Raw genomic sequence first — 10,302 nt, 5'->3', positions numbered from 1 at the left:
TCCCGCTCCTGAACCGACAGCACCTCGATCGCCCCGACCGGCACGAGCGGGTCGACCGCCACCTGCTCCAGCACCCGCACCAGCCGCGCGGCGATCACCTCGGCCGCTTCGCGGTCGTAGAGGTTGTTCTGGTAGTCGAGCCAGAGCCGCAGGTAGGGGTCGACGGAGCCGAGGGCGAGCGCGTAGTGCGCACCCGCGATCGGCCGGATGGCGTCGATCGTGAGCCCGGCCGAGGTGTTCGCCTCGGTGAGGCCCGCGCGGTCGATCGGGTAGTTCTCGAACCCGACGAAGGTGTCGAACAGCACGGGCAGCCCGGTGCCGCGCTGGATGTCGGGGAGCCCGTAGTGGTGGTGGTTGAGCAGCGCGATCTGCCGGTCCTGCAACTCGGTGATGACGTCGGCCACGCTCTGCCCCGGCAGGCAGAACACCCTGATCGGCAGCGTGTTGATGAACAGGCCGACCATCTCGTCGGAACCGGCCAGCTCCGTCGGGCGGCCGTTGACGGAGGCACCGAACACCACGTCCCGCTGCCCGGTCAGCTTCGACAGCAGTACCGCCCACGCGCCCTGCAGCAGCGTGTTCAGCGTGACCCCGAGTTCCGCGGCGCGCCGGGCGAGTTCACGCCCCTTCTCGAGCGACAGCGGTACCTCGACCTTCCCGATGGCGGAAGCCGCCTCCTGGCGGCGAACGTTCGGGGCGACGAGGGTCGGCTGGTCGAGTCCGGCGAGCTCGGCGGTCCACCGGGCGGCCGATGCCTCCCGGTCCTGTGTGGACAGCCAGGCCAGGTAGTCGCCGTAGCTCCGTACCGGGGGAAGCTCCACGGTCGCGGCGTAGAGCCGGATCAGATCCTTGAACACGAACGAGGACGACCAGCCGTCGAGCAGGGTGTGGTGCGCCGTGAGGACGAGTTTCGCCTGCCGCGGTCCGCAGGTGAACAGGGCCAGGCGGAGCAGCGGCGGCCGGGTGGGATCGAGCCGATCGGCCCGGTCCTCGGCGAGGAACCGGTCGACGACCGCGTCCTGCTCGGCTTCGCCGTGACCGGTCAGATCGAGGTGCCGCCACGGCAGGGCCACGCTTTCCGGTACCACCTGCACCGGATCACCACCGGCCCCGGTGACGAACGCGGCGCGCAGGTTCGGATACCGGTCGAGCAGCGCCTCGCCGGCCGACCGCATGCGCGCCGGGTCCACGTGCCCGGACAGGCGCAGCACGAACTGCATGTGGTAGACGTCGAAGGTGCTGTCGGCGAACGCGGCCTGGAACTGGATGCCGGACTGCCCGGGGGTCTGCGGCCACACCTCGGCCAGCCGGCCGTAGCGTGCCTCCCATGCCTCGATCTCGTCCTGCCGCACCGAGACCAGCGGGGCGTCCGAGGGCGTGAGCCCGCCAGCGTCCGGGCGTGCGGCGTGCGCGGCCATGCCCTGCAGCACCTCGACCCACAGCTCGGCCAGCTCGGCGGTCCGCTCGCGGGACAGCACCCCGGTGGGGAACAGGAAGGCCGCCTGCAGCCGGGTGCCGTCGGCCGTGTCCGTCGCGACCGCGTTGACCTCCAGCGCCGACAACGCCGGCAGGTCCGGGTCGGGCGCCGGGACCAGCTCGGCGGACCAGGAGGCCGGTCCCCACCCGTCCCCGCGCAGGTGTTCGGGCAGGTCGGTGCCGGAGATCCGGCCGAGGTAGTTGAACCCGAGCTGGCGCAACGGGAACTCGGCGAGGCGCGCTGCGGTTTCCGGGTTCAGGCAGCGCAGCAGCCCGTACCCCATGCCCTTGTCCGGGATCCGGCGCAACTGCTCCTTGACCAGCTTGATCGCCTTCCCGGCCGCGGGGCCGCCCGCCAGCACGTCGGCCAGGTCCACCCCCCGCGGGTCGACCCGGGCCGGATACAGGCTGCTGAACCACCCGACGGTCCAGGAGAGGTCGGCCCCGGGGACGACCTCTTCCCGGCCGTGCCCCTCCAACCGGACCAGCATCGAGCGATCCGCGTCGCGCCAGCGGTTGACCGCCAGGGCGAGCGCGGCGAGCAGCACGTCGGTCCCGGTGGCCTTGAACGCCGCGGGCAGCGTGGTCAACACCGCCTCGGTGACCTCGGCAGGCAGCTGCACCCGCACGCTGTCGACCGTGGACATCAGATCCACCGCGGGGTCGACCGCCCGCGTGCCCAGCGGGGGGTTCGGGGCGGCGAGCACGTCCCGCCAGTACGCCAGTTCCGCCTCCCGCTCCGGGGTGAGGGCCTCGGCCCGCAGCGCCGACAACCAGCGCCGCGCCGACGTCCCGACCGCGGGCAGCTCGGGTGTCCGGCCGGCCCGGACCTGCTGCCACGCCTCGGCGAGGTCCGCCATCAGGATCCGCCAGGAGACACCGTCCACCACCAGGTGGTGCAACACCACGAGCAGCCTGCCCGCACCCGACTCCGCGGCGAACCAGACGAAGCCGGCCATGCGCCCGGCTGCCGGGTCGAGTCGCCCGGCCGCTTCGTCCAGCTCCACCTTCGCCGCCTCCAGCGAGGACGGCGTGTCCCATCGGCCGTCGCAGGGAACCCGGCGGATCAGGTCCGCCGCTCGCACGGCGCCCACCGGACGCGCGACGAGGGAGAACTCGTCGCCGTGCACCAGCCGCGCCCGCAGGAGGTCATGGCGGTCGAGCACGGCGTCCAGCGTCGCGGCCAGCCCGCCCGCGTCGATCCCCGTGGGCAGCTCGAGCGTCATCGCCATGGCGAACCGGTTCATACCGCCGCCGTGCTCGAAGACCAGCCGCGCCGCCGGGGGCAAGGGCATCGGGCCGACGCCACCGCCCTCGTACTCCGCGAGCGTGGGCACCCGGTCCCGGCGGGCGGAGGCCACCTCGGCCAGCCGGGCCGCCGTGCGGTACTCGAAGATCTCCCGCGTGGTCAGGTCGAGGCCCCGGGCCCGGGCGCGCGCCACCACCTGGATCGACCGCAGGCTGTCCCCGCCCACCGCGAAGAAGTCGTCGTCGACACCGACCCGATCCACCCCGAGCACGTCCGCGTAGGCCGCGGCGATGATCGCCTCGGCGTCGGTCCGCGGCTCCCGGTAGGCCTCGCCCACGAAATCCGGTTCGGGCAGTGCCGAGCGGTCCAGCTTGCCGGTCGGCCCGAGCGGTATCCGGCCGAGGACCACGAAGGCCGACGGCACCATGTAGTCGGGCAACCGCGCCGCGACGAACCGGCGCAGCTCGGCGGCCGAGACCCCGGCCTGCAGGTCCACATCGCCGATACCACCGGCGCCGTCGGCGCCGACGCCTCCCTCGCCGATGTGCACCACGTACGCGACGAGCCGCCGCCCGCCCGGCGGAACCTCCCGGGTGACCACCACCGCCTCGCTGATCCCGGGGTGCAGCGCGCACGCCGCCTCGACCTCGGCGGTTTCGACGCGGTAGCCGCGTACCTTGACCTGGCCGTCGCTCCGGCCGACGCACTCCAGCTGACCACGCGCGTTCCAGCGGGCCAGGTCGCCCGTGCGGTACATCCGCTCGCCCGCGGGGCCGAACGGGTTCGCCACGAACCGCTCGGCGGTCAGGTCCCGGCGGCCGTGATAACCGCGGCCGAGGCAGGTCCCCGCCACGTACAGCTCACCGATCACGCCCCGCGGCGCCGGGGCGAGGCCGGGGCCCAGCACGTAGGTGCACATGTTCCCCAGTGGGGTACCGATCGGCGCGACCTCGCCGTCCACCCAGTCCTCGGATGCCGCCAGGGAGAACGCGGTGGCGCAGAAGCTCTCGCTCTGGCCGTAGCCGTTGACGACCTGCACGCCGGGCAGTGCCTGCCGTACCTGCCGCACCAGCCGGGCCGGGAGCAGGTCACCGCCGAAGAAGACCACGCGCACACTGGTCGTCTTCTCCAGCCGGCCGACCAGTTCGCCGAGCACCGAGGGGACCGCGCTGAGCACGTGGCTGTCCCAGGTGTCCCGCTCGCCGAGCACCGTCAGGTCCGGCACCAGCTCGACGGTGCCACCGGTGGACAGGGTGGACAGCAGCTCGATGACCGAGACGTCGAAGTTCACCGAGGTGCCGGACATCATCCGCCACCCCGGCGGTGCGTCCAGCACGCGCACCACCTCCCGCACCCCGTCGACGACGCCGCGTTGGGTGATCGCCGCGCCCTTCGGCTGGCCCGTGGAGCCGGAGGTGTACAACACGTACGCCAGGTTGTCCGGACCCAATGGCGAGGCTCGGTCCGCGTCGCCCGGCGCCCTGTCGGGCGGGTCCCATTCCGCTCGGTCGTCGACGTTGACCGTGGAGATGTCGTTCCGCGGCAGGTCCTGCCACGTTTCGGTGTCGGTGACCACGAACCGCGGAGCCGCTTCGGACAGCACACCCTCCGCTCGCCCGCTGAGATGCCGCGGGTCCATCGGCAGATACCCGGCACCGGACTTGAGGATTCCGAGCAGGCCGGCCACCAGGTCCTCCGTGCGTGGCAACGCCAGCACCACCAAGTCCTCCGGCCCGGCCCCACGCCGGATCAGCTCCCACGCGACGCTGTTGGCCCGGTCGTCGAGCTCCCGGTAGGTCAGCGTCCGGTCCTCGCACACGATCGCCTGGGCGCCCGGCGTCCTGGCCACCTGGCTCTCGAACAGCTCCGGAATCGTCCGCCCGGTCAGGAGAGCGGCGTTGGCCGTGCCATTGGTCGTGGCGCTGTCACGGACCTGGGTGAGCATCCGGTCCCGCTCGGCCGCGTCGAGCACGTCGATGCTGTCGATCCCGCGCTCCCAGTCGGCCACGAGCTGGCCCAGCACGCGGACGAACCGGTGCGCGAGGCGTTCGGCCGTGTCCCGGTCGAACAGGTCGGTGGCGTACTCCAGCCGGCATTTCGCCCCGCCCGAGGAGTTCGGGAGCAGGTCGAAGAACAGGTCGAACTTGGCCGTTCCGGTCTCGATCCGCTCGGCCAGTGCCTCGAGTCCGGGGAGCTCCACCTCCGGCACGGGCGGCTGCCAGGAGAGCATCACCTGGAAGAACGGGTTGTAAGCGGTGGACCGGTCCGGGTTCAGCAGCTCCACCAAACGCTCGAACGGCACGTCCTGGTTGTCGTACGCGGCGATGGCCCGGTCACGCACCCGCTGGAGCAGCCGGCGGAACGTGGGGTTCCCGGAGAGGTCGACGCGCAGCACCCAGGTATTGACGAAGAATCCGACGAGGTCCCGCAGTTCCTCATCGGTGCGACCGGCGATCGGTGCGCCGATGGGCACGTCGTCACCGCAGCCGAGGTGGTACAGGAGGACCGCCAGCGCGGAATGCATGACCATCGAGATCGTGGTGTCCGCGCGCACGGCCAGCTTCTCCACGGACCGGAGCAGGTCCGGGTCGATGGCGAACGGGACCATGTCGCCGCGGTGGCTCACGGCCTTCGGGCGCGGGCGATCGGTGGGCAGGGCCAGCGGCTGCGGCAGATCGGACAGGGTCCGCCGCCAGTACGCCAGCTGCCTGGCCGACAGGCTGTCCGGGTCGGACTCGTCGCCGAGCAATTCCCGTTGCCACAGCGCGTAGTCCGCGTACTGCACCGGAAGCGGCTCCCACGCCGGGGCCCGGCCCTCCCGGCGGGCGGTGTAGGCGGTGGCGAGATCGCGGAACAGCGCCCCGAAGGACTCCCCGTCCACGGCGATGTGGTGTGCCACCAGCACCAGCGTGTCCTCGCGCTGTCCACACCGCACCAGCCTGGCGCGGATCGGCAGGTCGGCGGCCAGGTCGAAGGTCCCGGTGGCCAGCTCGTCGACGGCCGCCGCCCGCTCGTGCGGCGCGACCTCGACGACCGGCAGTTCGAACGGCTTCTGCCCGGTTGACCGCACCTCCTGGTACGGGACCCCGTCGTCGTCCTCGACGATCACCGTTCGGAGGATCTCGTGCCGGTCGATGACATCGCGCAGTGCCGACTCCAGCGCGCCCACGTCCAGCTCACCGGTCAGCCGCAGGGCGAAAGCGGCGTTGTAGGTCGGTGACGGTCCTTCGAACCGGTCCACGAACCACAGTCGGCGCTGCGCGAACGACAAGGGGATCATTGGGTCTCCAAACCGACAGGCCCGCTGGTCAGCTCTGATCGAGTACGGTCAAGAGTTCGGTGTTGTAGAAGTCGTCGAAGGAGCACGATCCCGACACCGTCGAGAAGTACCGGTCGATCAGGTCCTGGTGACCGGCCAGCTTCCGCAGCATCTGCGACTGCCTCTCGGGTTTGAGCTCGGCCACGTTGAGCGCGGCCTGGTAGAGGTTGTCGAACTTGTCGTCCAGGTCGCGCTCGTAGCGCGACAGCGCCGTCATGAGCGCGGTGTCGTCGTGCAGCCGCTCCCCGATGTGGTCGGTGAGCGACTGGGCCTGGATGAAGGCGTCGGTGATCCCGCGGGCGGTGATGGAGTCCTTGTGGTGCACCGAATCACCGAGCAGCACCCACCCGGGCCCGAAGGCCTTGCGGAAGAAGTTCTCCTGGTGCCCCGTGCCGTACAGCGGCTCCACGCGCGTGCCCGCCGACATCCGCTCGTACAACTCGGGGGCCGTGGCGCGGACGGCTTCGAGGTAGGCGGTTTCCGCCGAGGTGCGCACTTCGGGGAATTCGCTCTGCGGGAAATAGGTCATGATCAGCGTGAGGTCGTCGTTGGTGGGGGTGAGGCCGATCCAGCGCCCCGGCCGCTCGTACAGCTCGAAGTGCGCGGGGACCCCGGCCCAGTAGCTGTAGTAGGTGCAGGTCAGCCGCGGGTGCTCGATGACCTTCCGCGCACCGGTCTTGCCGGCCACCAGCGACCGCATGCCGTCCGCGCCGATGACCAGCCGCGCCCGGTCCGTCGCCGCGACGCCACCGGGGGTCGTGTACCGCACGCCGACCACCCGGTCGTTCTCGAAGACCAGGTCGTCGACCGTGCAGGAGTCCTTGAACTCCACGCCGGACCGCACGGCACCGGCCGCGAGGATCGGGTCGAGCACGTACCGCCTCGGCGCGTAGGTCGTCCGGTGGCCGTCGACCGGCAGGGAGAAACCGTCCAGCCGGACCCCGGGCGCGGTATAGCTCTGGTGGTCGATCGGCTGGCAGCCCGCCGCGCGGAGCTGGTCGAGCAGCCCCCACCGGTCGAGGAGCGCCACCCCCGGCTGGTGGATGTAGTGGGAGGACAGCGTGTCCCGGGGGAACCGCGCCTTCTCCAGCAGCGCGACGCGATACCCCTGCCGGGCGAACAGCATGGCCGCCGGCGAGCCCGCACACCGGGCACCAATGACAATTACGTCGTACATTGCCCTCTCTTACCGGGCCGCTTTTTCCCATGGATTCGATGTACGCGGAAATCGACGCGAAGAAGTCGTCGTCGACCGATATGTCATCACGCTGGAGTTCGCGGCACCAGATGGCGCTGGGACGAGTGTCCGGTTCAGTCCGCCGCCATGGCTTCCCGCAGGCTCCTCGGGCGCAGGTCGGTCCAGTTGCGCTCGACGTAGTCCAGGCACTCGGCCCTCGCCGCCTCGCCGAAGACCACCCGCCAGCCGTCCGGCACCTCGGCGAAGACAGGCCACAGGGAATGCTGGTCCTCGTCGTTGACCACGACGTAGAAGCGGCCGTTCTCGTCATCGAAGGGGTTCGTGCTCACTGCCACCGTCCTTAAGGATCACGGGGACTCGGGAGGAATCGGGTGACTCGCCAGGTCCGGGCGGTCGCCGGCCTGCGTCCTGTCGACGGGACACCGGGCACCCGCGGGCACCCGGGAAAGGGCGATGCCCCGGTAGCGGACCGTATGAGCAGGCCGCCGATGCGGCAAGGGACACGGAATCGCCGAAACCCCTGGTCGCCCGCGCTTGCTTGTCCCTCAACGGCGTGCTGTGCCACTGTTTCCGGGCAATGGCCCGTGAATGAGCCTGCGCAATTCCGGGTTTCAGCCAATCCCGTCCTCACCGAGGCGATTCGAGCACCCAGTCACGTGGACGGAGAAACATGAACGAAATCGAGAGCACCATCATGAACACCATGCTGGCGAAACTGCGTGAACACGACCCTTCGCTGGGCCCCGACGACCTCAGCCGGCCCATCGCCGAGCTCGACCTCGATTCCCTGATCCTGATCGAGCTGCACGAACAGCTGGAGCGCACGCTCCAGCTCAAGGCCGACCTGACGAAGACCGCGGGCTTCGCCTTCCTCGACGATTTCAGCACCTACTTCGCGAAGCTGGCGTCCCAGGGATGAGTGCGGGCATCGTCGACATCGCCACCGCGAAGCCGGGCCGGACGATCGACAACGACCACTTCGAACCGATCGGTCTCACGGACGAGTGGATCCGGCGCCGCACCGGCATCGTGTCCCGGTCCTGGCTGCCGGACGACGCCCCGCTCGCGGAAGTGGCGGCCGAGGCCTGCGCGCCGATCGTCTCCAGGATGACCGACCCGCTCTCGGTCGGCGCCCTCATCATCGTCAGCACCACACCCGAGCAGCGCCTCCCGGGTGTCGCGCAGAGGGTGGCGCACCTCGCCGGGCTGGGGCCTTCGGTGCTCACCTTCGACATGAACGCGGCCTGCTGCGGCTTCGTCTACGGGCTGATCTCCGGGCTCGCGCTCTGTGACGCCGGCCAGGCGCGGTCGGTACTGGTGTGCGCGGTGGAGGCCATGTCCCGGATGGTCGACCGGACGGACGGGAGGACCGCGTTCCTCTTCGCCGACGGCTGCGCGAGCGTCCTGCTGGAGAACCGCGCGGAGTTCACGGGCTTTCGCCAGGTCGCCGGGTGCGACGGCACCCAGGACGGGCTCATCCGGGAGACGGACGCGGGCGGCATCCACCTCGACGGACCGCAGGTGTTCGTCCACGCCGTGCGCCGGATGGCGGAGTCGGCGCAGTACCTGTTCGACCACGGCCCCGCGCCGACCGTCCTGGTCGGCCACCAGGCGAACGCCCGCATCCTGGAACAGGTCCGCGGCATCGTCGCCCCTCTCGGCGTGCGGTTCGTGAACCGGATCGAGAACGTCGCGAACACGTCGTCCGCCTCGATTCCGCTGGCGTTCGCCGAGGAGCTCGACGCCGGTTCGCTCCCCACCGCGGGACGACTCGGTGCCGTGGCCTATGGCGCCGGTGAGGCGTGGGGCGGGGTCTCGGTGGACTACCGGGTGCCGGACGCCACGAACCCCTGACCGCGCGGGTCCTCGATCACGGGAGGTCGCCATCTACTCGTCAGATGCCTGGGTACTGGACTCCGGTGCGGTGGCCGGCGCACGAGACCGCGGCGGCGTGCTGCGGCGCGACCGGTTCACCTTCGGCGCGCTGGCGGAGGGTGAGGCGCTGGTGGAGCCGATCCTCGGTTCCTGGGAGGCCAACATCGGCCACGCGCTGGCCCGTTCGCCGATCGACGTGTGCACCAGCCGCGGCGAGGACCCGGTGGTCCTCGGCAACATGGGCGTGGTGCGCGTGCTCGAGGTCCACGCGGACAGCGGAGCCGTCCAGCTCCGGGAAGGCGACCTGTGCCTGGTCATGCCGTTCGGCAGGCTCGACCGCTTCGGTTACGCCGAACTCGTGTACGCCTACGACTGCCCCGGCACCGTCGGGCTGCTGGCCAAGCGGACGAAGGTGGACGCACGGCTGCTGCTGCCGGTCCCGGACGGCACGGCGTACTCGCTGTCCCAGTGGGCCGCGTACGGGCGGTACTTCACCGCGTGGGACAACTGGCGCAAGGCGTTCGGGTGCTGGCGGACGCAGGTGGCCGACGACGATCCGGCGAACCACCTGGTGTTCGGGTGGGGCGGCGGGGTGTCGTTCGCCGAGCTGACGCTGGCCAAGCGGGCCGGCTTCCGGGTGGCGATGACGGCAGGCTCGGACGAGCGCGTCGCGCTCCTGCGGGAGCACGACATCACGCCGGTGGACCGCCGCGAGTTCCCCGACCTGGCGCTGCCCGGCAGGCGGGAACGGGCCGGCCGGGACCGGCACGAGCGGCGCCGCACCTCGGTCGAGAACTTCCTCGAAGTCATCGGGAAGCTCGGTGACGGCAACGGGGTGGCGATCTTCGTGGACAACATCGGCGAGCCCCTGTACGACGTCACCCTCAAGACGCTCGGCCGCGAGGGAGTCGTCACCACATGCGGCTGGAAGGCCGGGATGCGCCTGTCGCACCTGCGTGGCGCCGAGTCCATCGCCCGCCACATCCACGTGCACACGCACGTGTGGCGGCTGCCGGACTCACCGGGGATCCGGGACTTCCAGGAGGCCGAGGGCTGGATCGCGCCGAAGGGGCCGGACGTGGTCTACGACTTCGACCGGGTGCCCGAGCTGGCCGACGACTACGCGAACGACCGGATCGGGTCGTACTTCCCGATGTACCGCGTGAACCCGCTCTGAGCAGCCCG

At 70.9% G+C, this 10,302-nt stretch carries 6 protein-coding genes; 3 read left to right on the top strand and 3 right to left on the bottom strand.

All coding sequences use genetic code 11. The features are described 5' to 3' along the window. The 3 genes from ABZ863_RS27195 to ABZ863_RS27185 form a co-directional block, all read right to left on the bottom strand. A partial coding sequence (locus ABZ863_RS27195; protein ID WP_358541087.1) for an amino acid adenylation domain-containing protein occupies nucleotides 1-6,005 on the bottom strand: 6,005 nt, incomplete at its 3' end. Between the two features lie 28 nt (nucleotides 6,006-6,033). After that, on the bottom strand, nucleotides 6,034-7,221 hold the full coding sequence (locus ABZ863_RS27190) for an NAD(P)/FAD-dependent oxidoreductase (RefSeq protein WP_358541085.1): 1,188 nt from the start codon (nucleotides 7,219-7,221) through the stop codon (nucleotides 6,034-6,036). Nucleotides 7,222-7,355: 134 nt separating this feature from the next. Further along, nucleotides 7,356-7,571, bottom strand: a complete 216-nt coding sequence (locus tag ABZ863_RS27185; RefSeq protein ID WP_358541083.1) for an MbtH family protein — start codon at nucleotides 7,569-7,571, stop codon at nucleotides 7,356-7,358. A gap of 341 nt (nucleotides 7,572-7,912) precedes the next feature. Here ABZ863_RS27185 and ABZ863_RS27180 point away from each other — a divergent pair, with 341 nt between their 5' ends. The 3 genes from ABZ863_RS27180 (at nucleotide 7,913) to ABZ863_RS27170 (ending at nucleotide 10,294) form a co-directional block, all read left to right on the top strand. Further along, entirely contained in the window at nucleotides 7,913-8,161 is a 249-nt protein-coding gene (locus ABZ863_RS27180) for a phosphopantetheine-binding protein (protein WP_358541080.1), read from the top strand. Beyond that, the gene (locus ABZ863_RS27175; protein WP_358541077.1) at nucleotides 8,158-9,096 is read left to right on the top strand and encodes a ketoacyl-ACP synthase III; all 939 of its coding nucleotides are present in this window, start codon (nucleotides 8,158-8,160) and stop codon (nucleotides 9,094-9,096) included. Before ABZ863_RS27180 ends, ABZ863_RS27175 begins: the two co-directional genes overlap by 4 nt. Before the next feature lie 70 nt (nucleotides 9,097-9,166). Further along, nucleotides 9,167-10,294: a hypothetical protein gene (locus ABZ863_RS27170; RefSeq protein WP_358541075.1), complete on the top strand. Its 1,128-nt coding sequence runs from the start codon at nucleotides 9,167-9,169 to the stop codon at nucleotides 10,292-10,294. Nucleotides 10,295-10,302: the final 8 nt, after the last annotated feature.

Source organism: Saccharomonospora sp. NPDC046836 (genome assembly GCF_040645195.1).
Lineage (GTDB): Bacteria > Actinomycetota > Actinomycetes > Mycobacteriales > Pseudonocardiaceae > Prauserella_A.
Note: the sequence above shows the minus strand (reverse complement) of the source record. Positions and strands in the feature narration are given on the sequence as shown.

What these genes read in the sequence shown, in the direction of transcription:
- ABZ863_RS27190 (WP_358541085.1), bottom strand. Translation starts at nt 7,221, where the DNA reads ATGTACGACGTAATTGTCATTGGTGCCCGGTGTGCGGGCTCGCCGGCG.
- ABZ863_RS27180 (WP_358541080.1), top strand. Translation starts at nt 7,913, where the DNA reads ATGAACGAAATCGAGAGCACCATCATGAACACCATGCTGGCGAAACTG.
- ABZ863_RS27175 (WP_358541077.1), top strand. Translation starts at nt 8,158, where the DNA reads ATGAGTGCGGGCATCGTCGACATCGCCACCGCGAAGCCGGGCCGGACG.